Origin of the sequence: Streptomyces lavendulae subsp. lavendulae, assembly GCF_002803845.1 — a bacterium.
Taxonomy (GTDB): domain Bacteria; phylum Actinomycetota; class Actinomycetes; order Streptomycetales; family Streptomycetaceae; genus Streptomyces; species Streptomyces lavendulae.
This window is the reverse complement of sequence record NZ_CP024985.1, coordinates 1,749,899-1,769,821: the sequence shown is the minus strand read 5'-3', so window position 1 is coordinate 1,769,821 and position 19,923 is coordinate 1,749,899. Positions and strand designations below refer to the sequence as shown.

The following is a 19,923-nucleotide window of genomic DNA, read 5'->3' as shown; positions in this document are numbered from 1 at the left end:
ACCCCGCGGTAACTGGCGCGCCAGAGCACGGAGATGTGACCTGTACCGCCCAAATGTACCGATCATCGATGATCGATCAGCCGGGGTCGCGGAACTCCGCCGAACGGGGCGTGGCGAGGCCCGCCGAGCCCTAGGGTGGCCGTGTGAACGACGTGCTGGAGCGCCTGCGGGCCGAGGCGGACGGATCGCCGGAGTACGAGGAGCTGCTCGTGGCGGGTCCCGATGCGCTGGCCGCGTCGCTGACCTCCGCCGGGCGGCCCCTGTGGGCGCGCGAACTGGCGGCCTACCGGCTCGGGTTGGCCCGGGATCGGCGCGCCTTCGAGCCGCTGGTGCTGCTGCTCAACCACCGGGACCCGGCGCGCTGCGAGGCCGCCGCGCAGGCGCTCGCCGTCCTCGGGGACCCGCGCACCGCCCGCGCGGCGGCCTCGCTGGCGACGAACACCCTGCGCACCGCCTACGCCCTGCACCCGGTCCGGCTGCTGGCCGCGCTGCGGGCCCCCGAGTCGGCGCCGGCGCTGATGGCCACCCTGTCGCGGCTGCTCGCGCCGCACGACCCGTACTGGCGGGTGGCCCTGGCCTGCGTCGAGGGGCTGGGGGCGCTGGCCGACCCGCGGGCCCGCGACGTCCTGGTCCGGGCCCAGGCCCACCCCCGGCTGGCGTCCGCGGCCACCGACGCCCTCGGCCGCCTGCTGGCGGGCCACCCGGACGCCTAGGTCCTGTCGTCGAAGCGGCGCCGCGGGCCGGGCGCCACTTCGACGACAGGGCCTGGTGGCGTGACCGGCGGGCCCGGCCTTCAGCGGCCGCCCGGCTCCGGGACGATCGCGTACGCCTCTACCTCCATCAGCAGCTCCGGCCGGAACAGGGCCGAGACCACCACCGCCGAGGAGGCCGGCAGCAGGTGCGGGGGGAGCACCGCGTCACGGGCGGCCCGGACGGCCGGGAAGTGGGCGGTGTCCGTCATGAAGTACGTCAGCTTCACCACGTGCTCGAACCCCGCCCCGGCCGCGGCCAGGCACCGGCGCAGGTTCTCGAACACCTGCCGGGCCTGGGCCGCCGGGTCGCCCTCGCCGACCACCTCGCCCTTCTCGTCGAGGGCGCACTGCCCGGAGACGGCCACGAACCGACCCGTCCCCCAGACGACGTGGTGGTAGCCGTGTCCGGGGGCGACCCCCTCGGGCGCCGTGATCCGGGTGAGCCCGCTGCCGTCGTTCTCAGAAGTGGTCATGGACACGATCTTGCCGGGTACGGGTCAGCCGCGGAACCCCAGCAGCCCGTGCAGGGCGGCTCCCCCGGCCGACGGGGGCACCGCGCGCGTGGCCGTCGCGGGCTTCGGCGCGGGCTGGGCAGGGCAGGCGGCGTCCGCGGCCTGACCCGTCCTCAGGTACGCGGCGAGCTTCTCGTCCAGGCACTTGTTCCCGCTCAGGGCGACGCCGTGGTTGCCGCCGCCCTCCTCCACCACCAGCGCCGAGCCGGCCAGCTTGTCGTGCATGGCCACCGCGCCCTCGAAGGGGGTCGCCGCGTCCTCGCTGGCCTGGAACAGCAGCGCCGGGGGCAGGTCGTGGTTGGTCACGTCCGGCGTCCGGAGCGGCTCCGTCTTCCAGAACGCGCACGGGGCGTTGTACCAGGCGTTGTTCCAGGTCATGAAGGGCGCCTTGGCGTGCGTGCGCCACATGTCGGCCCGCCAGGTGTTCCAGTCCCGGGGCCAGGCCGAGTCCCGGCACTGCACCGCCGTGTACACGCTGTAGCTGTTGCCCGCCGACGGCTCCACCGCCCCGAACCGTTCGTACGCCGCCACGAGCGGCTTCGGGTCCTCGCGCACCGCGTACGCGGCGAAGGCCTCGGCGAGGGCCGGCCAGTAGCCGTTGTAGTAGCCGCCCGGCATGTAGGTGTCCTCCAGCTCCGCCGGCCCCACCTTCCCGCCCGCCGGAGCGGACCGCAGCGCCGTGCGCATCGCGTACCAGCGCTCCTCGACCGCGGCCGGGTCGGTGCCCAGGTGGTAGGTGGCGTCGTACTGGGCCACCCAGGCCAGGAAGGACTTGTGGCGGGCGTCGAAGGCCTGGTCCTGGGCGAGGTTGTCCTCGTACCAGACCCCGCCCGGGTCGACCACGGAGTCCAGCACCAGGCGGTGCACCCGGTCCGGGTGGAGGCGGGCGTACACGGCGCCCAGGTAGGTCCCGTAGGAATAGCCGAAGTAGCTGAGCCGCTCGGCGCCCAGGGCCGTGCGCAGCACCTCCAGGTCGCGGGCGGCCGAGACGGTGCCCACGTACGGGAGGACGTCCGCGTGCTTGGTCTGGCAGGACTCGGCGAAGGACCGCACCCGTTCCAGGTTGGCCTGCTCGGTCGCCGGGTCCAGCGGTACGGAGTCCGGCCGGACCGGCTTGAAGTGACCGGCCCCGCAGTCCAGGGCGGGCTCGCTCCTGCCCACGCCCCGGGGGTCGAAGCCGATCACGTCGTACTGGGCGGCCACGTCCTTGGGCAGCGCGGAGGCGACGAAGCCGGCCAGGGTGCGGCCGCTGCCGCCCGGGCCGCCGGGATTGACCAGCAGGGGGCCCTGGGAGGTGGCCGCGGCGTGCGGGACCCGGGTCAGGGCCAGGGAGATCTGCCGCCCGGCGGGGCGGTCGTGGTCGAGCGGGACCTTGAGGGAGGCGCACTGGAGCGTCGGGTAGCGGGGCGTCGCGCAGCCGCTCCAGCGCAGGGCGGCGGCCGCGGCGGGAGCCGGCGCGGGTGCCGGGGCGGGCGCCGGAGCCGCGACGACCGGGCTCGCGAGGGCGGCGGCGACGGCGGAGAGCGACAGCAGTACGGCGGCGCGCTTCTTCGACGGATGCGGAACGGGGTGCAGCATGGGGCCTCCCAGCCGAGGGTTCTGGGCGGAATCGTCCCGGAAACCGTCGCGGGAAGACGGGATTGGGCAGCCTATTGGCCCGATGTGATGACCCCTCGGCAGGCGCGCGCGGCCATCGGGGTGATCACCGCGGGGGGAGCCGGGCGGGCCCCGCGGGAACCGGATTCCGGGGCGGCTCCGCGGCGGCCGCGGCCCGGTCCGCCCGGTGCCCGGCCGGGCCGGCGCCGAATTCGGCCACGGGTCGGCGGACTTGGCGGGTGACCGGGCGCCGGTACCGGGCCGCCCCCGCCCGGTCCGCCCGCGCCCGCCCGTGCGCGCGGCCCGGCCGGGCGGGAGCGGCGGCGCCGCGGCCGGGGCGCGGACCGCTCGTGTGCCCCGGGCCGCAGATGGAGTACCCCCGGGTGTCACGGGGCTCGCCCCGGGGGCCCCGGTCTCCCGGACCCCGGATTTGGGCGCCCGCCCCGGAGGTGGTTGGCTTGCCGCCGACGAGCGAGAACGATTGCTGGAGGAACAGGTATGGGGCAGGTCGAGGCCACCACGGAGCGCATCATCGGGGCCGACGCGGAGACCGTGTTCGACACGCTCGCGGACTACACCGGCAGCCGCTCCAAGCTGCTCCCCGAGCACTTCAGCGAGTACGAGGTCCGCGAGGGCGGCGACGGCGAGGGCACCCTGGTCCACTGGAAGCTCCAGGCCACCAGCAAGCGCGTACGGGACTGCCTGCTGGAGGTCACCGAGCCCACCGACGGCCAGCTCGTGGAGAAGGACCGCAACTCCTCCATGGTCACCACCTGGACCGTGACCCCCGCGGGCGAGGGCAAGTCGAAGGCCGTGGTCAGCACCGTCTGGAACGGCGCGGGCGGCATCGGCGGCTTCTTCGAGCGCACCTTCGCGCCCAAGGGCCTCGGCCGCATCTACGACACCGTCCTCGCGAACCTCGCGAAGGAAGTCGAGTCCTGAGCAAGGCCGTTGCCGCCACGCCCCCGCGAGCGGCTCACCGGTTCGGGTGGTTTTCCCCGCCGCGGTGAGCCGCCCGGGACCCGGGCCGCCGCCGCGCCCCCGGGCGTGGCCCCCGGGACCGGAGGGGCCCCGGCGGCTAGGGTGGGGCCTTCCGCGACCCGACCCACCGGGGGCACGATGAAGATCCTCATCTCCGCCGACATGGAAGGCGCCACCGGCGTCACCTGGCCCGCCGACGTACTGCCCGGGACCGCCCAGTGGGAGCGCTGCCGCGCGATGTTCACCTCCGATGTGAACGCCGCCGTGCTCGGCCTCTACGACGGGGGCGCCGACCGGGTCCTCGTCAACGAGGCCCACTGGACCATGCGCAACCTGCTGCTGGAGCGGCTCGACGCCCGCGCCGAGATGCTCACCGGCCGCCACAAGTCCCTCTCCATGGTCGAAGGCGTGCAGCACGGGGACGTCGACGGCGTCGCCTTCGTCGGCTACCACACGGGCGCCGGCGCCGAGGGCGTCCTCGCCCACACCTACCTCGCCAACTCCATCACCGGCGTCTGGCTCAACGGCCTGCGCGCCAGCGAGGGACTGCTCAACGCCCACGTCGTCGCCGAGTACGGGGTCCCCGTCATCCTGGTCACCGGCGACGACCTCACCTGCGCCGACGCCGCCGCCTACGCCCCCGACGCGCGCACCGTCGCCGTCAAGGACCACGTCTCGCGCTACGCCGCCGTCTGCCGCACCCCCGCCCGCACCGCCGCCGACATCCGGGCCGCCGCCGCCGAGGCGGTCCCGCTCGCCGTCCGGTACGAGCCCGTGCGCGGCGGCCCGTTCGCGGTCGAGGTGGAGTTCGACGCCGAACACCTGTCGATGGCCGCCACCGTGGTGCCCGGGGTCGAACGCTGCGCCGAACGCCGGATCGCCTACACCAGTGGGACCATGTACGAGGGGATCCGGACCTTCAAAGCCGTCACGACGGTCGTCTCCGCGGCCGTGGAGGAGCAGTATGGCTGACATGCGATGGGTGGACGGCGAAAACGGCACGCTCGACGCGGCGGCCTTCGAGGAGGTCGTCGCCTTCACCTCCGACCTGATCCGGATCGACACCGGCAACCGGGGCGGCGGCGACTGCCGCGAGCGGCCCGCCGCCGAGTACGTCGCCGAACGCCTCGCCGCCGCCGGAACGGAGCCGGCCCTGCTCGAACGCACCCCTGGCCGGACCAACGTGGTGGCCCGTGTCGAGGGCACCGACCCCACCGCGCCCGCCCTCCTCGTCCACGGCCACCTCGACGTGGTCCCCGCCGAGGCCGCCGACTGGAGCGTGGACCCCTTCTCCGGGGAGGTCCGCGACGGTGTGGTCTGGGGCCGCGGGGCCGTCGACATGAAGAACATGGACGCGATGGTGCTGGCCGTCGTACGGGCCTGGGCGCGCCTGGGCGTACGGCCGCGCCGGGACATCGTGATCGCCTACACGGCCGACGAGGAGGACAGCGCCGTCGACGGGTCGGGTTTCCTCGCCGACCAGCACCCGCACCTCTTCGAGGGGTGCACGGAGGGCATCAGCGAGTCCGGGGCCTTCACCCTGCACACCGGGCCGGGCCGGTCCCTCTACCCCATCGCGGCCGGTGAGCGCGGCACCGCCTGGCTGAAGCTGACCGCGCACGGCACCACCGGACACGGCTCCAAGCCCAACAGGGCCAACGCCGTCACCCGGCTCGCCGCCGCCGTCGCCCGCATCGGCGAACACGAGTGGCCGGTCCGGCTCACCGGCACGGTCGCCGCCTGCATCACCGAACTCGCCTCCCTCCAGGGCCTGTCGGTGGATCCCCGCGCCCCCGGCTTCGACCTCGACGCCGTCCTCGGCAAGCTGGGACCGGCCGCCCTCCTGGTGGAGGCCACCGTCCGCAACAGCGCCAACCCGACGATGCTGGAAGCCGGTTACAAGCTGAACGTCGTTCCCGGACGCGCCACCGCGTACATCGACGGGCGTACGCTGCCCGGCGGCGAAGCCGAGTTCGCCGCCACCCTCGACGTCCTCACCGGGCCCCACGTCGACTGGGAGTTCCGCCACCGGGAGGTCGCCCTCGAAGCCCCCGTGGACGGACGGACCTACGGGATCCTGCGCGAGGCCGTCGAACACTTCGACCCCGACGGGCACGTGGTCCCCTTCTGCATGGCCGGCGGCACCGACGCCAAACAGTTCTCCCGGCTCGGCATCACCGGCTACGGCTTCTCCCCGCTCAAGCTGCCGCCCGGTTTCGACTACTGGGCCCTCTTCCACGGCGTCGACGAGCGGGTCCCCGTCGACGCCCTCCACTTCGGCGTCCGCGTCCTCGACCGTGCGCTGCGGACCCTGTGAGGGGCGCCCGCTGATGGCTCCGCCCGCCTCCGACGGCCCCTACGGCAGCTGGCCCTCGCCGATCGACGCCGCGCTCGCCGCAGCCCACGACGGCCGCCCCGAGTACCTGGGGACCGTCGGCGACGAGGTGTGGTGGACCGAGCCCCGCCCCGGCGAGGGCGGCCGCCGGACCCTGGTGCGCCGGCCCGCCGACGGCCGCCCCGCCCGCTCGGTGCTGCCCGCGCCGTGGAACGTGCGCAGCCGCCTCACCGAGTACGGGGGCCTGCCCTGGGCGGGCGCCCCACGCCCCGCGGGGGGCCCGCTCGTGGTGTTCGTCCACCACGCCGACCAGCGGATGTACGCGTACGAGCCCGACGCGCCCGGCGGTCCGGACCCCCGTCCCCTCACCCCCCTCTCCCCGGTCGGCGGCGGCCTGCGCTGGGCCGACCCGGTGCTGCGGGGCGCCGAGGTCTGGTGCGTGCTGGAGGAGTTCACCGGCCCCGCGCCCGCCGACGTCCGCCGGGTCACGGCCGCCGTCCCGCTCGACGGATCGGCCGCCGACGACCGGGCCGCCGTACGGGAGCTCACCGACGACCGCCACCGCTTCCGGACCGGCCCCAAGATCTCCCCGGACGGGCGGCGGGCGGCCTGGCTGGTGTGGGACCACCCCCGGATGCCCTGGGACGGCACCGAACTCCAGCTCGCCGACATCACCCCCGACGGCACCCTCACCGCCCCCCGCACCGTCCTCGGCGGCCCCGAGGAGGCCGTGGCCCAGGTGGCGTGGGCGGCCGACGGAACGCTGCTCGCGGTGAGCGACCGCAGCGGCTGGTGGAACCCGTACCGGGTGGACCCGCACGGCGGAGCGGCCGTCAACCTCTGCCCCCGCGAGGAGGAGTTCGGCGGCGCGCTGTGGAAGCCCGGACTGAGCTGGCTCGCCCCGCTGCCCGACAGGCTGATCGCCGTCCTGCACGGCCAGGGCGCCGCCGTCCTCGGCGTCCTCGACCCGGAGAGCGGCCACCTGGTCGACGCGGCCGGCCCCTGGACCGCCTGGCAGCCCGCGCTGGCCGTCAGCGGAACCCGGGTCTACGGGGTCGCCGCGAGCCCCCGCAGCGGCTACGAGGTCGTCGAGCTCGACACCACGACCGGCCACACCCGGGTGGTCGGCGCCCCCGCCACCGACCCGGTAGACCCCGCCCACTACCCGGAACCGCAGAGCAGGACCTTCCCCGGCCCCGGCGGCCGGGAGATCCACGCCCACGTCTACCCGCCGCACCACCCCGCCCGGCGGGCCCCCGCCGACGAACTGCCCCCGTACGTGGTGTGGGCGCACGGCGGCCCCACCGACCACGTGCCGCCCGTGCTCGACCTGCACATCGCCTACTTCACCTCGCGCGGCATCGGTGTCGTCGAGGTCAACTACGGCGGCTCCACGGGCTACGGCCGTGCCTACCGGGAGCGGCTGCGCGAGCAGTGGGGCGTCGTCGACGTGGAGGACTGCGCCGCCGTCGCCCGCGCCCTGGCCGCCGAGGGCACCGCCGACCCCGGCCGGCTCGCCATCCGCGGCGGCAGCGCGGGCGGCTGGACCGCGGCGGCCTCGCTCGCCGCCACGGACCTGTACGCCTGCGCCGCGATCATCTACCCCGTCCTGGACCTGCGGGGCTTCGCCGCCGAGACCCACGACCTGGAATCGCGCTACGTGGACGGTCTCGCCGGACCCCCGCGGACCCTGGCCGTGCGCTGCCGCGAGCGCTCCCCGGTGGCCCGCGCCGACCGGATCGCCGCGCCCTTCGTGCTGCTCCAGGGCCTGGACGACCCGGTCTGTCCGCCCGCCCAGGCCGAGCGGCTGCTGGCCGCGCTGCGGGGGCGCGGCGTGCCGCACGAGTACGTCGCCTTCGAGGTCGAGGGGCACGGCTTCCGGCGCGCGGAGACGATGGTGCGGGCGCTGGAGGCGGAGCTGTCCCTGTACGCGCAGGTCTTCGGCTTCGAACGGGACGACGTCCCCCGTCTGGCCCTGCACGGCTGACCCCCGCGGCGGGCGCGGGGCGATCATGGGGCCATGACCCGCCACGCACCGAAGGACGGCCGCGGGAGCCGCGCACTGCTCACGCCCGGCCGCGTGGGCTTCCTCGCCCTGGTGGTCCTCACCCTGGTCCTGATCTTCCAGAACACCCAGTCGACGCAGATCCGGGTGCTGGTCCCCAAGGTCACGCTGCCGCTGTGGGTGGCCCTGCTGGCCGCGGCCCTGCTGGGCGCCGTCTGCGGGGCCTACCTGGCCCGCCGGCGCAGGCGGTAGGCCGGGCGGGTCAGGCGGATCAGGCGGTGTGCAGCCAGACGCGCAGCGGGCCGATCGGGGTGAACCCGGCGCGCACGGCGGCGTCGAGGTCCTCACCGTGCTCGTACCCCACCACCGGCAGGCCCGGCCAGCGGGCCGCGACGGCTCCCAGGACGGCCGCCCAGGCCGCGTCGACCGCCCCGGCCGGGTCGGACTCCGGCCCGTCCGCCGTGAAGAGGTTGGACACGCCGACGACACCGCCCCCGGCGCTCGCGACGGCCCCCGCCACGATCCGCCCGCCGGAGCGCCCCGCGAGGAAGACCAGGTCCCGGGCGAGCAGCTCCGTATGGAACAGCCCGGTGCCCGCCCCGCCGCCCCACGCGGCCTCCCAGGCCGCCAGCTCCGCGGCGGTCCGGACCCCGGACCACCGCACGGCTCCCGAGGCCTCCGGGGCCGCCGGTCCGGGCGGCCCCGCCGGGCGGTGGATCCACCGGGCCTCGAACAGCACCTCGAAGCCGGCCGGGGCCAGGTCCAGCACGGCGAAGCTGTCCTTGACCGAACAGCCGGGGGAGCCGGTGTCGATCCCGGCCACCACGTCCGCCGCCGAGGCCCGCGGGGTGAGGGAGACCGCGTCGGGGTAGAGCGGCGGGGTGCGCCGCGCGCTGCTCCACACGGAGCCGCGGAAGGCGCCGTCGCGGCAGACGGCCGCGACCCACTCGGCGTTGTTGCGGGCCGCCGCGAGCAGCAGGGCCGCCGTGCCGTCGGCCTCGGAATCCCGGGGGGTGATGATCACAGCGGGATGCTGCCACACCCCCTAGCCTGGGGCGATGTCATTTCCTGCGTACCTCGTGACGGGCCCGAGGGTGGGCCTGAGCCACTACCGCCCCGCCGACGGGCCCGAGTTCACCGCCCGCGCCCGGGAGAGCCGCGCCCTGCACGCCCCCTGGCTGTTCCCGCCCACCACGCAGGAGGAGTACGAGCCCTACGCCGCCCGGCTGGCCGGGGGCGAGGGACGGGCCGGATTCCTCGTCCGCGAACGCACCACCGGGGCCCTCGCGGGCTTCGTCAACATCAACAACATCGTCCTCGGCGCCTTCCGGTGCGGGGCCCTGGGCTACGGGGCCTTCGCGCACGCCGCCGGCCGCGGGCTCCTCGGCGAGGCCCTCGACCTGGTCCTCGCCCACGCCTTCGCCCCGCCGGAGGGCGGCGGCCTCGGACTGCACCGCCTGGAGGCGAACGTCCAGCCGGGGAACGCCGCCTCCATCGCCCTGGTCCGCGGGCGCGGCTTCCGTCTGGAGGGGTTCTCGCCGGACTTCCTCCACGTGGCCGGAGCCTGGCGGGACCACGAACGCTGGGCCGTGACGGCGGACATGTGTGCGACCCCGCGGCCCGCCGGACCGGCCACGGGCTCCTTTGCGTAATCCTGACCGGTGGTGATGCGCGGAACCCCTGTGCACCGGCCGGGACGGCGTGTTCCATTCCCTCATGGCCACCACCGTCCGACGTGCCCTACTGACCCTCCCGGCAGCCCCGTTGGGACCCGACAACCCCCTCCCCGCCCTGCGCGCGCCCGACGGGGTGCACGAGCTGGACGAGCGGTCGCGCCACGGGCTGCCGCGCGACATGGCCCGCCAGATCGGCCACGAACCGCTGCGCTCCCTGCTGCCGGTACAGGTCCGCGACGGCTACGGACGCGAGCGCGCGGAGCGGGAGTTCGAGGCGGTCGTCCTCGACAACGGCCGCCTGCGCGCCACGGTGCTGCCGGGGCTGGGCGGGCGGGTCCACTCCCTCGTCCACCTCCCCACCGGACGCGAACTCCTCTATCGCAACCCGGTGTTCCAGCCCGCCAACTTCGCCCTCAACGGTGCCTGGTTCTCCGGCGGCATCGAGTGGAACATCGGCGCCACCGGACACACCACCCTGTCCTGCGCCCCCCTGCACGCCGCGCTCGTCCCCGCCCCCGACGGCGGCGCGATGCTGCGGCTGTGGGAGTGGGAACGGCTGCGCGACCTGCCCTTCCAGGTGGACCTGTGGCTCCCCGCGGACTCGGACTTCCTCCACGTCGGCGTCCGCGTGCGCAACCCGCACGAGCGGCCCGTCCCCGTGTACTGGTGGTCCAACACCGCCGTCCCGGAGGAACCGGGCCGCCGCGTCCTCGCCCCCGCCGAGGAGGCCTGGCACTTCGGGTACGAGCGCTCGCTGCGCCGGATCCCCGTGCCCCGCTGGGAGGACGCCGACCGCACGTACCCGCTGAACAGCGCCCACCCGGCGGACTTCTTCTACGAGGTCCAGGACGCGGCCCGGCCCTGGATCGCCTCCCTCGACGCCGACGGGCACGGCCTCGTGCAGGCCTCCACCGGGCGGCTGCGCGGCCGCAAGCTGTTCGTGTGGGGCGCGGGCGCGGGCGGCCGGCGCTGGCAGGAATGGCTCACCGCGCCGGGCACCGGCGGCTACGCCGAGATCCAGGCCGGGCTGGCCCGGACCCAGCTGGAACACGTACGGCTGGAGGCCGGGGCGGAGTTCGCCTGGACCGAGGCGTACGGGCCGCTCTCGGCGGAGCCCTCGGCGGTCCACGGCGCCGACTGGGCGGCGGCGCGCGGCGCGGCCTCGGCGGCCCTCGACGCCGCGCTGCCGGCCGAGGCGCTGGAGGCCGCCCACCGGGCGTGGCGCGGGCACGCCGACACCGAACCGGGGGAGCGGCTGGCCGAAGGCTCCGGCTGGGGCGCGCTGGAGGTGCTGTGCGGGGGCTTCAAGCTCCCCGGCACCCCCTTCCCCGAGTCCACCCTGGGGGAGGAACAGCGGCCCTGGCTGGAGCTGTGGCGCAGCGGGGTGTTCCCCACCCCGCGCAAGGTGGTGCCGCCGGGGGCGGCGCTGGTCGCCCCGCACTGGCGGGACATGCTGGAGACCGCCCCGGCCGACCCGCTGACCGAGTACCACCTGGGCGTGGCCCAGTGGCACGCGGGCGACACCGCGCAGGCCGTGCGCAGCTGGGAACGCGGGCTGGCGCTGGCGCCCTCCCGCTGGCCGCTGCTGCGCGCCCTCGCCGTGGCCGACGCGCTGGCCGGGGACCGGGAACGGTCCGCCGACCGGTACGCGGAGGCCTTCGAGGACCTGGCGGGGGAGAGCCGGGGCGGCGAGCGGTGGGAGGCCGCCGAGTCCGCGCTGGGGCGGGAGGCGATGACCGCGCTGCTCGCCGCCGGACGCCTGGCGGCGGCCCGCGCGGTCTGGGACCGGCTGCGGCCCGTGCTGCGCGAGCAGGGGCGCTTCCGGCTGCTCGCGGCGCGGCTGCTGGCGGCCGAGGGGCACGTGGGCGCCGCCCGCCGGGTCTTCGAGGACGGCTTCGAACTCCCCGACCTGCGGGAGGGGGAGGAGACCCTCTCCGAGATCTGGTCCACCCTCACGGACGCCCCGCTGCCCGCGGCCTACGACTTCCGCATGCGTCCCCAGGGGTAGCGCCCGGGGGCCGCGGCGGGGCCGGTGCGGGGCCCGTCAGACCCGGCACAGCAGTTCGCCGTTCAGGACGGAGAACCAGGCGTCGGGGTGGGCTCCCCAGGCGTGCCAGGCCCCGGCGATGGAGTCCAGGCCGGCGGGCGTGGCGTGGCCGCCCCGGACGGCGATGTCCGCGTAGGCGGAGGCCGTCGTACGGTCCGCCCACAGCGCCGACCACCAGGTGGTCTCCTCCGGCGTCGCGTAGCACCAGGCCGTGGCCGAGCAGGTCACGTCCGTGAAGCCCGCCTCCCGGGCCCAGGCGCGCAGCCGCCGCCCGGCGTCCGGTTCCCCGCCGTTGGCGCGGGCGACCCGGCGGTACAGGGCCTGCCATTCGTCCAGGACCGGGGAGGCCGGGTACCAGGTCATCGCCGCGTAGTCGGCGTCCCGCACGGCCACGATCCCGCCGGGGCGGCAGACCCGCCGCATCTCGCGCAGGGCCCGTACCGGATCGCCGACGTGCTGCAGCACCTGGTGGGCGTGGACGACGTCGAAGGAGTCGTCGGGGAAGCCCAGCGCGTGGACGTCCGCGACGGCGAAGTCGACGACCGCGTCCGGCGCGTGTTCGCGCACGTGGGCGTCCGCCTGCTCCAGGACGTCCGCCGCCGCGTCGACCGCCGTGACCCGGCCGCCCGGGGCCACCAGCCGTGCCAGGTCCGCCGTGATGGTGCCCGGTCCGCAGCCCACGTCCAGCAGGCGCATGCCCGGACGCAGTTCGGGGATCAGGTAGGCCGCCGAGTTGGCCGCCGTGCGCCAGCGGTGGGAGCGCAGGACCGACTCGTGGTGGCCGTGCGTGTAGACGGCGTTCTCGCGGGGGGTTTCGTGCGGGGCGTTCATGGCGGCACTCCTCGTCGTCGAAGGTCGTCGAAGCGTGGTGATCACGGTAGCCGCTCGGTCGGCATGTGAGATCTGTGTTTTGACATGTGGACACGGTCCTTGTGTTCCATGGGGATTGGGCGGGTCGGTGGCAGGGAAAGGCAGGGGCGAGGACAGTGGGCCCCAGGGGGGACCCGACCGCGGAGGACGGTGAGACCGATGCCGGAGACGCTGCTCGAACAGCACGCCGCGGCGCTGCGGCTGTTCGGCGAGCGCGTGCGCGAGGTCGCGGACGCCCAGTGGGACGCGCCGACCCCCTGCACCGAATGGAGCGTGCGGGACCTGGTCAACCACGTCACCGGCGAACAGCGCTGGATCCCGCCCCTGCTCACCGAGGGCCGCACGGTCGCGGAGGTCGGCGACGGGCTCGACGGGGACCTGCTCGGCGCGGACCCGGTGGCCGCCTGGGACCGGGCGGCGGCCGCTGCGCTCGCCGCCTTCGCCGCGCCCGGTGCGCTGGAGCGGACCGTCGCGCTCTCGTACGGGCCCACGCGCGGGTCCGCGTACTGCTCGGAGCTGACCACCGACTGCGTCGTGCACACCTGGGACCTCGCGCGGGCGATCGGCGCCGACGACCGGCTGCCGGACGGGCTGGTGGAGTTCGCCATCAAGGAGGTCATGCCCTACGTGGACAGCCTCGCGGCGAGCGGCATGTTCGCCGCGCCGCTGGACGTACCCGCCGGGGCGGACGCGCAGACCCGGCTGCTGGCCATGACCGGGAGGCGCGGCTGAGGGCGCGCGGCCGGCGGGCACAGCGGGACGAATAATCGTATAAAGGTCAGGGTTGATCGTTCAGCGGCGACGGCAGTGGTGGCGGTGGCAGCGGCGGGAGGCGGACACGTGGTGGGGATGGCGGACGGGCCGGCCGGAGTGTCGGGGGACTGGCGCTCGGCCGCGCGGGGACGCGGTCCGGTCCGCTACGGCCCGCCCGCGCCTCAGCCCGGCCTGCCCGTCCTGCCGGAGCTGACCGCCGTGCTCGCGGACGCCGCCGGGCGGGCCGCCCCCGAACCCCCGGGCGGCGGTGAGGCCGTCCACGAGGCGGCCTGCCGGCACTGGGCCCGGCGCGGGCTCGCCACCGCCCCCGAGAACGTGGCCGCAGGGCCGGGCGCCCCCGCCCTGCTGCTGGCCCTGCTCGCCGCGTACGGCGGCGACGTCATGCTGCCCAGGCCCTGTCCCGCCTGGTGGACGCCACAGGTCCGGCTGCTGGGACGCCGGGCCTACCACGTGCCCACCCCGGCGGAGTGCGGCGGCATCCCCGACCCCTACGCGCTGCTGGAGACCGTCCGGCGGGTCCGGGCCGAGGGCGGCGACCCGCGCGTCCTGCTGCTGTCGGTGGCCGACGACCCCACCGCGACGGTGCCGCCGCCCGAGATGCTGCGGGAGGCCTGTGAGGCGGCGGAGTCGGCCGGGCTGTTCGTGGTCAGCGACGAGAGCTGGCGCGACACCGTGCACCGGCCGTACGACACCCTGGTGCTGAGCCCCGCCGAGATGCTCCCCGAACAGGCCGCCGTCCTGGTGGACCTGGCCGGATCCCTGCTGCCGCCCGGCTGGCCCGCCGCCGTGCTCCGCTTCCCCGGCACCTCGCGGGGCACCTGGCTCAGGGCCCGCACCCTCGACGTCCTCACGGCCACCGGGGCGCTCGTCGCCGGGCCCGTCGCGGGAGCCGCCGCGCACGCGCTCGACGAACCCGACGCCGTCGCCGGGCGGGCGTACGCGGCCGCCGTGCTGCACGGTGCGGTCGCCGCCGCCGCGCACCGGGAACTGCTGGCCGTCGGGGCGCTCGCCCGCCCGCCGCAGGCCGGGCGGCACCTGTACGCGGACCTGAACCCGCTGCGCGCCGGGCTGGCCCGGCAGGGGGTGGGCGACGCGATGGAGCTGGAGGACTGGTTCGGCGCCCGGCTGGGCGCGCCGACCCCCGGCGGGCAGCGGTTCGCGGACGACCTGGGCGCGCTGCGCGTGCGGCTGTCGACGGGGCCGCTGCTGGGGGCCACCCCGGAGGAACGGCTCGCCACGCTCGGAGCCCGCGATCCGCTGGGGCTGCCGCACGTCCGGGGTGCGCTGGACCGGCTCGGCTCGGTGCTCGCCGGGCTGGCCGACTGACCTTCCCCGCCCGAACCGGTCGCGCTGAACGGAGACTCCCCGATGAGGGACCAGACGGAAGCCCCCGCGCCACCCACCCCCACACCCCTGCCCACGTCCGCGCTCCCGCCCGTCGCGGCCGCTGCCGCGCCCCCGCCCGCCCCCGCCGCCTCCGCGGCCCCCGCCCCGCCCGGCTTCGGGACGACGGGCGGTGCCGTGGTCCGGGCGGCCGGTCGGCCACGGACGTGGCCGCGTTCGTTCGCGGACCGGCTGACGACCCCGCTCCCCGGTGTCCGGGCCTTCGCCCGGCTGGCCCGCGAGGGCGCCTTCCGTCCCGGCCCCGACGGGCTGCGCGGCATCCCCGACCTGCCGTACGAGCCCGCCCCGCTGCCCGCCGCCACCCCCGGCGCCGTCTGCGTCACCTGGGCCGGCCACGCCAGCTGGGTGCTGCGGACCGGCGGGCTGACCGTGCTCACCGACCCCGTCTGGTCCCGGCGGATCCTGGGAACCCCGGCCCGGATGACCCCCGTCGGGGTCCGCTGGGAGGAACTGCCTCCCGTCGACGCGGTGGTGATCAGCCACAACCACTACGACCACCTCGACGCCCCCACCCTCAAGCGGCTGCCCCGCGACACCGCCCTGTTCGTCCCGGCCGGCCTCGCCCGCTGGTGCCGCCGCCGGGGCTTCACCCGGGTGACCGAGCTCGACTGGTGGGAGTCCGCCGAACTGGGCGGCGTACGCTTCGACTTCGTCCCCGCCCACCACTGGTCCCGGCGCTCGCTGCTGGACACCTGCCGCACCCTGTGGGGCGGCTGGGTGCTGACCGACACGGCCGCCGGCCGGAAGGTCTACTTCGCCGGGGACACCGGCTACGGCCACTGGTTCGCCGAGATCGGCCGACGCCACCCCGGGATCGACCTCGCGCTCCTGCCCATCGGGGCCTACGCCCCGCGCTGGTGGCTGCGCGACGTGCACACCGACCCGGAGGAGGCCGTCCGGGCCTGCCTCGACCTCGGGGCCCGACGGATGGCCCCGATGCACTGGGCCACCTTCGTCCTCTCCGCGGAACCCGTCATGGAACCCCTGCACCGCGCCCGCGCCGCCTGGGCCCGCGCGGGCCTGCCCCGCCAGGACCTCTGGGACCTCCCCATCGGCGGCTCCCGCACCCTCGGCGCCCCGTCCCCCGCCCCGGATCCGCCGCTCCCGGGCCCAACAGCCTTCGCGGACGGACCGGTTGGGGGCCGTACCGATAGGATCACCTGATCATGGACCTCGGTACGGACCTCACGATGATCTCCATCCCCGCCGGGCGGGTGACCCTGTCCGACCGGCGCACGCAGCAGAGCTGGCAGGTCGCCCTCGAACCCTGCCGGCTCTCCGCCCTCCCCGTCACCCAGGGGCTGTACGCGCAGGTCACCGGTCTGCGCCCGAGCACCGTCCACGGGGACCGGCTGCCCGTCGAGGGCGTCTCCTGGTGGGACGCGGTCCGCTTCTGCAACGCCCTCTCCCTGCACGAGGGCCTCGCCCCCGCCTACCGCCTCGACGGCGAGAGCGCCGCCTGGGACACCTCCGCCGACGGCTACCGGCTGCCCACCGAGGCCGAATGGGAACACGCCTGCCGCGCCGGCACCGACGGCCCGCGCTACGGCCCCCTCGACGACATCGCCTGGTACCGCGGCAACTCGGACGGGACCCTCCGCGAGGCGGGCGGCAAGCTCCCCAACGCGTGGGGCCTGCACGACATGCTCGGCAACGTCTGGGACTGGTGCTGGGACGTCTACGACCCCGAGGTCTACGGCACCTACCGGGTGCTGCGCGGCGGCGGCTGGTTCGACGAGCACTGGAGCTGCCGCGCCTCGGCCCGCCGCCGCAGCCACCCCGCCTTCCGCGTCGACGACGTCGGCTTCCGCCTCGCCCGCTCCGGCGCGCCCTGACACCGCGGCGCCGTCCCCGTCGCCCCCTGTCGCACCCGGCCCCGCCTGGCATACCGTGCCGGTTCCGGCACACATCACCGTGAGGGGCGCGTACGTGGACGACGGCGAACTGCTGTTCCTGGGGGCGGCCCGGCAGGCCGACCTCGTACGGTCCGGGAAGGTCACCGCGCGGGCGCTGACCGAGGCCGCGCTCCGGCGGACCGAACGCCTGGACCCCCGGCTCGGGGCGTTCCGCGCGGTCCTCGCCGGACCGGCCCTCGCCGAGGCCGACGCCCGCGACGCGGCCCGCGCGGCCGGCGAGGGGGACCTGCCCCTGCTCGGGGTGCCCGTCGCCGTCAAGGACGAGCTCGACGTCGCCGGTGAGGTCACCACGTTCGGCGGCGCGGCCCACCGCGTCCCGGCCGCCCGGGACTCCGAGGCGGTCCGCAGGCTGCGGGCGGCCGGCGCCGTGATCATCGGCAAGACGGCGATGCCGGAGTACGGCCAGTGGCCGTTCACCGAGTCGGCCGCGCACGGCTACGCCCGCAACCCCTGGGACACCGCCCGCACCACCGGCGGCTCCAGCGGGGGCAGCGCCGCCGCCGTCGCCGCCGGACTGGCCGGCGCCGCGCTCGGCGGGGACGGCGGCGGATCCCTGCGCATCCCGGCCGCCTGCTGCGGGCTCTTCGCCCTCAAACCGCAGCGGGGCCGCGTCTCCACGGCCCCGCACCCCCACCTCTGGTACGCCCTGGGCACCATCGGACCGCTCACCCGCTCCGTGCTCGACAGCGCCCTGCTCTACGACGTCCTCGACGGCCCGGCCCCCGGCGACCGCTGGGCGGCCCGGCCCGCCCCGACGAGCTTCGTGCGGGCGGCCTCCACCGAGCCCGGCCGGCTGCGGATCGGCTGGTCGGCCACCCCCGCGGTACCCGGCGTGCGCCCCCACCCCGAACACGTGGCGGCCCTGCGGCGGACGGTGACGGCCCTGCGCGAACTGGGCCACGACGTACGGGAGGTCGACCCCCGCTACCCCGACACCACGGCGGCGTTCCTGCCGCAGTTCTGCGGGGGCGTCCGCGCGGAGGCCCGCACCGCCGACCGGCCCGAACTGCTCGAACGCCGCACCCGGCAGACCCTGCGGCTCGCCCGGCTGGTACCCGAGGCGGCCGTGGAACGGGCCGTGCGCGCGGGGGAGCGGATGGCGGTACGGGCCAACCGCGTCTTCGACCGCGCCGACCTGCTGCTCACCCCGACGCTCGCCCGGCGCCCCCGGCGGGTGGGCGCCCTGGACGGGGCGGGCCTGGCCGGGGCGATGCTGCGCTCCCTCCCGATGATCGCCTACACGGCCCTGTGGAACGTCACCGGCAACCCCGCCGCCTCCCTCCCGGCCGGCTTCGGGACGGACGGACTGCCGCTCGCCGTCCAGCTGGTGGGCCGGCAGCACGACGAGGCGACCCTCCTCCAGGTCTGCGCCCAACTCGAAGCCGCCCGCCCCTGGGCCCACCGCATCCCCGGCCTGGCCCTCTGACAACCCCACAGCGACCCCGGCCGGGCCCCGCCGCCGGAGCAGCCGTGCCCCACCGGCCCGCCCGGGCTCACGGGCCCGCCGGGCCCGCCGGGTCCGTTCCGTCCGGGCCGTTGTCCCGGCCCGGTCCGTACGGTTCCTCGGGTCGCAGTCGGCGCCATAGCGCCGGGACCGCGCTGATCAGCAGTGTCAGGAGCACCGCCAGGACCACGCCCTTCCACGGCTCGGAGAACAGCGAGCCGCCCACGATCCCGATCAGCGCGTACGTCGCCGCCCAGGCCAGACACGCCGGTGCGTCCCCCCGCACGAACCGGCGCAGCGGCACCCCGCCCAGCAGACAGGCCAGCATCACCGGGATCCGCCCCGCCGGGACCAGCCGCGACAGCACCAGGACCAGCACCCCGTGCTCGTCCAGCCGGGCCTGCGCCCGCTCCAGCCGCTCCGGCGTGGCCCGCCCCCGCAGGGACTCCAGCCCCCGCGAGCCGCCCCGCGACCGCACCCCCCGCTGCCCGAGCCAGTACAGGGCCACGTCACCGCAGAAGGCCGCCACCGACGCCACCGCGAACACCCCCAGCACCCCGAACGGCAGCGACTGCTGATGGAAGGCCACCACGGCCGCCGAACTCACCAGCGCCCCCGTCGGAACCACCGGCACCAGCGCCCCCAGGGCCACCAGCACGAACAGCGCCGGATATCCCACCGCCCGCTGCGTGGTCTCCGGCGTCACCCGGCCGACCACCTCCGCCGCCACCCACCACGGCGTCACGGCAGCCGCACCCGCTCCCCGTGCCCGGGGACCCGTACGGCCACCTCCGGCGCGAGCCGCAGCGCGCACCGGGCGAACTCCTCGCCCGGCGAGTGGAACTCGTGCGGCCGCACCGCGTCCATGCCGATCGGCCAGTACGTCCCGTAGTGGACCGGCACCGCCGCCGTCGGCCCCAGCAGCGCCGCCGCCCGCGCCGCCCGCTCCGGATCCAGGTGCCCCGGCCCCAGGTAGGGCCCCCAGCCACCGACCGGCAAAAGGGCCACGTCCACCGGCCCGACCTCCTCGGCCATGGCCTCGAACAGCCCGGTGTCCCCGGCGAAGTACGTGCGGGCCGCGCCCTGGACCACGTACCCCAGGGCCGGCGCCCGCTGCGGTCCGAACGGCAGCCGCCGCCCGTCGTGCCGGGCGCTGACGGCCCGTACCCGTACACCCTCCCGCACCGCGACCTCGTCCCCCGGAGCCACCTCCGTCACCGCCAGCCGGCGGATCCGCGCCAGCCGGGCCAGCCCCGGCACCGCCCGGCCCGCCCCGCGCGGCACCACCAGCCGGCTGCCCACCGGCAGCCGGGCCAGCGACGGCAGGTGCAGGTGGTCGGCGTGCAGGTGCGACACCAGCACCACGTCCGCCTCCGCCGCCTCCGGCGGGGGCACCGCACCGCGGCGCCGCCGCAGGTGCGCGAACCGCCGGGCGAACAACGGGTCGGTCAGCACCCGCACCCCCGAATCCCGTACCGTGCACGTGGCATGACCCCACCAGGTGATCTCCACCGGCACCCCGGCACTCCCTCCCTCGGCCCCCGCGGTCCACCGAGCGTAGGTCTTCCCCCGCCGATCCGCGCGCAAGGCGGTCGCGGACAACCGGAACCC

19 protein-coding genes are annotated in these 19,923 nt (G+C 76.3%); 13 read left to right on the top strand and 6 right to left on the bottom strand.

Annotated features, from left to right (window positions below):
- The first annotated feature begins 143 nt into the window (after positions 1-143).
- The gene (locus tag SLAV_RS08040) at positions 144-713 is read left to right on the top strand and encodes a HEAT repeat domain-containing protein (protein WP_030235002.1); all 570 of its coding nucleotides are present in this window, start codon (positions 144-146) and stop codon (positions 711-713) included.
- 80 nt (positions 714-793) lie between these two features.
- On the opposite strand, the gene SLAV_RS08035 is transcribed toward SLAV_RS08040, so the two are convergent.
- Together SLAV_RS08035 and SLAV_RS08030 are read right to left on the bottom strand one after the other, a co-directional pair.
- Complete coding sequence (locus SLAV_RS08035) at positions 794-1,225, bottom strand: RidA family protein (protein ID WP_030234999.1); 432 nt, start codon at positions 1,223-1,225, stop codon at positions 794-796.
- 24 nt (positions 1,226-1,249) lie between these two features.
- Positions 1,250-2,842: an alpha/beta hydrolase gene (locus tag SLAV_RS08030; RefSeq protein WP_030234997.1), complete on the bottom strand. Its 1,593-nt coding sequence runs from the start codon at positions 2,840-2,842 to the stop codon at positions 1,250-1,252.
- Positions 2,843-3,358: 516 nt separating this feature from the next.
- On the opposite strand from SLAV_RS08030, the gene SLAV_RS08025 reads away from it, so the two are divergent.
- From SLAV_RS08025 to SLAV_RS08005, 5 genes are all read left to right on the top strand, one after another.
- Complete coding sequence (locus SLAV_RS08025) at positions 3,359-3,802, top strand: SRPBCC family protein (protein WP_030234995.1); 444 nt, start codon at positions 3,359-3,361, stop codon at positions 3,800-3,802.
- Positions 3,803-3,979: 177 nt separating this feature from the next.
- Positions 3,980-4,813 (top strand): M55 family metallopeptidase, encoded by an 834-nt coding sequence (locus tag SLAV_RS08020; protein WP_030234993.1) that lies wholly within the window; start codon positions 3,980-3,982, stop codon positions 4,811-4,813.
- A 1-nt stretch (position 4,814) separates the two neighbouring features.
- Complete coding sequence (locus SLAV_RS08015) at positions 4,815-6,158, top strand: M20/M25/M40 family metallo-hydrolase (protein ID WP_030234989.1); 1,344 nt, start codon at positions 4,815-4,817, stop codon at positions 6,156-6,158.
- Between the two features lie 13 nt (positions 6,159-6,171).
- Positions 6,172-8,163 carry a prolyl oligopeptidase family serine peptidase gene (locus SLAV_RS08010; protein WP_100660811.1) on the top strand — a complete coding sequence of 664 codons (1,992 nt, stop codon included), beginning with the start codon at positions 6,172-6,174 and terminating at the stop codon, positions 8,161-8,163.
- Positions 8,164-8,196: 33 nt separating this feature from the next.
- The gene (locus SLAV_RS08005) at positions 8,197-8,433 is read left to right on the top strand and encodes a lipopolysaccharide assembly protein LapA domain-containing protein (protein WP_030234984.1); all 237 of its coding nucleotides are present in this window, start codon (positions 8,197-8,199) and stop codon (positions 8,431-8,433) included.
- A gap of 19 nt (positions 8,434-8,452) precedes the next feature.
- Here the strand turns inward: SLAV_RS08005 and SLAV_RS08000 are convergent, their stop codons facing one another.
- The gene (locus SLAV_RS08000; protein WP_234333750.1) at positions 8,453-9,205 is read right to left on the bottom strand and encodes a hypothetical protein; all 753 of its coding nucleotides are present in this window, start codon (positions 9,203-9,205) and stop codon (positions 8,453-8,455) included.
- A gap of 34 nt (positions 9,206-9,239) precedes the next feature.
- On the opposite strand from SLAV_RS08000, the gene SLAV_RS07995 reads away from it, so the two are divergent.
- Together SLAV_RS07995 and SLAV_RS07990 are read left to right on the top strand one after the other, a co-directional pair.
- Entirely contained in the window at positions 9,240-9,833 is a 594-nt protein-coding gene (locus SLAV_RS07995; protein ID WP_030234979.1) for a GNAT family N-acetyltransferase, read from the top strand.
- 64 nt (positions 9,834-9,897) lie between these two features.
- Positions 9,898-11,865, top strand: coding sequence for a DUF5107 domain-containing protein (locus tag SLAV_RS07990; RefSeq protein ID WP_030234976.1), 1,968 nt, complete (start codon positions 9,898-9,900; stop codon positions 11,863-11,865).
- 36 nt (positions 11,866-11,901) lie between these two features.
- On the opposite strand, the gene SLAV_RS07985 is transcribed toward SLAV_RS07990, so the two are convergent.
- On the bottom strand, positions 11,902-12,735 hold the full coding sequence (locus SLAV_RS07985; RefSeq protein ID WP_030234975.1) for a methyltransferase domain-containing protein: 834 nt from the start codon (positions 12,733-12,735) through the stop codon (positions 11,902-11,904).
- A 198-nt stretch (positions 12,736-12,933) separates the two neighbouring features.
- Between SLAV_RS07985 and SLAV_RS07980 the strand changes: the two genes are divergently transcribed.
- The 5 genes from SLAV_RS07980 to SLAV_RS07960 all read left to right on the top strand — a co-directional run bounded on the left by SLAV_RS07980 (position 12,934) and on the right by SLAV_RS07960 (position 18,294).
- Positions 12,934-13,506, top strand: coding sequence for a TIGR03086 family metal-binding protein (locus SLAV_RS07980; protein WP_030234972.1), 573 nt, complete (start codon positions 12,934-12,936; stop codon positions 13,504-13,506).
- Between the two features lie 117 nt (positions 13,507-13,623).
- On the top strand, positions 13,624-14,874 hold the full coding sequence (locus SLAV_RS07975; protein WP_051841200.1) for an aminotransferase class I/II-fold pyridoxal phosphate-dependent enzyme: 1,251 nt from the start codon (positions 13,624-13,626) through the stop codon (positions 14,872-14,874).
- A 42-nt stretch (positions 14,875-14,916) separates the two neighbouring features.
- Positions 14,917-16,116 (top strand): MBL fold metallo-hydrolase, encoded by a 1,200-nt coding sequence (locus SLAV_RS07970; RefSeq protein ID WP_078950492.1) that lies wholly within the window; start codon positions 14,917-14,919, stop codon positions 16,114-16,116.
- Between the two features lie 2 nt (positions 16,117-16,118).
- Entirely contained in the window at positions 16,119-16,787 is a 669-nt protein-coding gene (locus SLAV_RS07965) for a formylglycine-generating enzyme family protein (protein ID WP_030234964.1), read from the top strand.
- A 94-nt stretch (positions 16,788-16,881) separates the two neighbouring features.
- The gene (locus SLAV_RS07960) at positions 16,882-18,294 is read left to right on the top strand and encodes an amidase (RefSeq protein ID WP_030234961.1); all 1,413 of its coding nucleotides are present in this window, start codon (positions 16,882-16,884) and stop codon (positions 18,292-18,294) included.
- A 67-nt stretch (positions 18,295-18,361) separates the two neighbouring features.
- Here the strand turns inward: SLAV_RS07960 and SLAV_RS07955 are convergent, their stop codons facing one another.
- Together SLAV_RS07955 and SLAV_RS07950 are read right to left on the bottom strand one after the other, a co-directional pair.
- On the bottom strand, positions 18,362-19,057 hold the full coding sequence (locus SLAV_RS07955) for a DedA family protein (RefSeq protein WP_234333748.1): 696 nt from the start codon (positions 19,055-19,057) through the stop codon (positions 18,362-18,364).
- Positions 19,054-19,830, bottom strand: a complete 777-nt coding sequence (locus tag SLAV_RS07950) for an MBL fold metallo-hydrolase (RefSeq protein ID WP_030234956.1) — start codon at positions 19,828-19,830, stop codon at positions 19,054-19,056. Before SLAV_RS07950 ends, SLAV_RS07955 begins: the two co-directional genes overlap by 4 nt.
- Between the last annotated feature and the right edge of the window lie 93 nt (positions 19,831-19,923).

Excerpts from the sequence above, each read along its gene's own strand:
- SLAV_RS08035 (WP_030234999.1), bottom strand. The coding sequence starts at position 1,225 with ATGACCACTTCTGAGAACGACGGCAGCGGGCTCACCCGGATCACGGCG.
- SLAV_RS08005 (WP_030234984.1), top strand. The coding sequence starts at position 8,197 with ATGACCCGCCACGCACCGAAGGACGGCCGCGGGAGCCGCGCACTGCTC.
- SLAV_RS08030 (WP_030234997.1), bottom strand. The coding sequence starts at position 2,842 with ATGCTGCACCCCGTTCCGCATCCGTCGAAGAAGCGCGCCGCCGTACTG.
- SLAV_RS08015 (WP_030234989.1), top strand. The coding sequence starts at position 4,815 with ATGCGATGGGTGGACGGCGAAAACGGCACGCTCGACGCGGCGGCCTTC.
- SLAV_RS07995 (WP_030234979.1), top strand. The coding sequence starts at position 9,240 with ATGTCATTTCCTGCGTACCTCGTGACGGGCCCGAGGGTGGGCCTGAGC.
- SLAV_RS08010 (WP_100660811.1), top strand. The coding sequence starts at position 6,172 with ATGGCTCCGCCCGCCTCCGACGGCCCCTACGGCAGCTGGCCCTCGCCG.
- SLAV_RS07970 (WP_078950492.1), top strand. The coding sequence starts at position 14,917 with ATGAGGGACCAGACGGAAGCCCCCGCGCCACCCACCCCCACACCCCTG.
- SLAV_RS07980 (WP_030234972.1), top strand. The coding sequence starts at position 12,934 with ATGCCGGAGACGCTGCTCGAACAGCACGCCGCGGCGCTGCGGCTGTTC.
- SLAV_RS08025 (WP_030234995.1), top strand. The coding sequence starts at position 3,359 with ATGGGGCAGGTCGAGGCCACCACGGAGCGCATCATCGGGGCCGACGCG.
- SLAV_RS08020 (WP_030234993.1), top strand. The coding sequence starts at position 3,980 with ATGAAGATCCTCATCTCCGCCGACATGGAAGGCGCCACCGGCGTCACC.
- SLAV_RS07965 (WP_030234964.1), top strand. The coding sequence starts at position 16,119 with ATGGACCTCGGTACGGACCTCACGATGATCTCCATCCCCGCCGGGCGG.
- SLAV_RS07975 (WP_051841200.1), top strand. The coding sequence starts at position 13,624 with ATGGCGGACGGGCCGGCCGGAGTGTCGGGGGACTGGCGCTCGGCCGCG.
- SLAV_RS07990 (WP_030234976.1), top strand. The coding sequence starts at position 9,898 with ATGGCCACCACCGTCCGACGTGCCCTACTGACCCTCCCGGCAGCCCCG.
- SLAV_RS07985 (WP_030234975.1), bottom strand. The coding sequence starts at position 12,735 with ATGAACGCCCCGCACGAAACCCCCCGCGAGAACGCCGTCTACACGCAC.